The following is a 365-nucleotide window of genomic DNA, read 5'->3' as shown; positions in this document are numbered from 1 at the left end:
TGCATTTTTCTATTTAACTCGGGAAGTAGCTCAGCTTGGTAGAGTACTTGGTTTGGGACCAAGGTGTCGCAGGTTCGAATCCTGTCTTCCCGATATATGGCGGTGTAGCTCAGCTGGCTAGAGCGTCCGGTTCATACCCGGGAGGTCGGGGGTTCGATCCCCTTCGCCGCTATAATGATCTTGTTGGACCTTTAGCTCAGCTGGTTAGAGCTCTCGGCTCATAACCGAGTGGTCGTAGGTTCAAGTCCTACAAGGTCCATTTGAATAGTATGGAGGATTACCCAAGTCCGGCTGAAGGGAACGGTCTTGAAAACCGTCAGGCGTGTAAAAGCGTGCGTGGGTTCGAATCCCACATCCTCCTTTTG

4 tRNA genes are annotated in these 365 nt (G+C 51.5%); all 4 read left to right on the top strand.

Going from position 1 to position 365, the window contains the following annotated elements:
- Positions 1-19: 19 nt before the first annotated feature.
- Positions 20-93: transfer RNA gene (locus B7703_RS00025), tRNA-Pro, on the top strand.
- A gap of 5 nt (positions 94-98) precedes the next feature.
- Positions 99-172: transfer RNA gene (locus B7703_RS00020), tRNA-Met, on the top strand.
- A gap of 13 nt (positions 173-185) precedes the next feature.
- Positions 186-259 (top strand) — tRNA-Ile (locus B7703_RS00015).
- A 12-nt stretch (positions 260-271) separates the two neighbouring features.
- Positions 272-361 (top strand) — tRNA-Ser (locus B7703_RS00010).
- Positions 362-365: the final 4 nt, after the last annotated feature.

It is taken from the genome of Streptococcus mitis (assembly GCF_002096735.1).
Taxonomy (GTDB): Bacteria; Bacillota; Bacilli; order Lactobacillales; family Streptococcaceae; genus Streptococcus; species Streptococcus mitis_CZ.
Note: the sequence above shows the minus strand (reverse complement) of the source record. Positions and strands in the feature narration are given on the sequence as shown.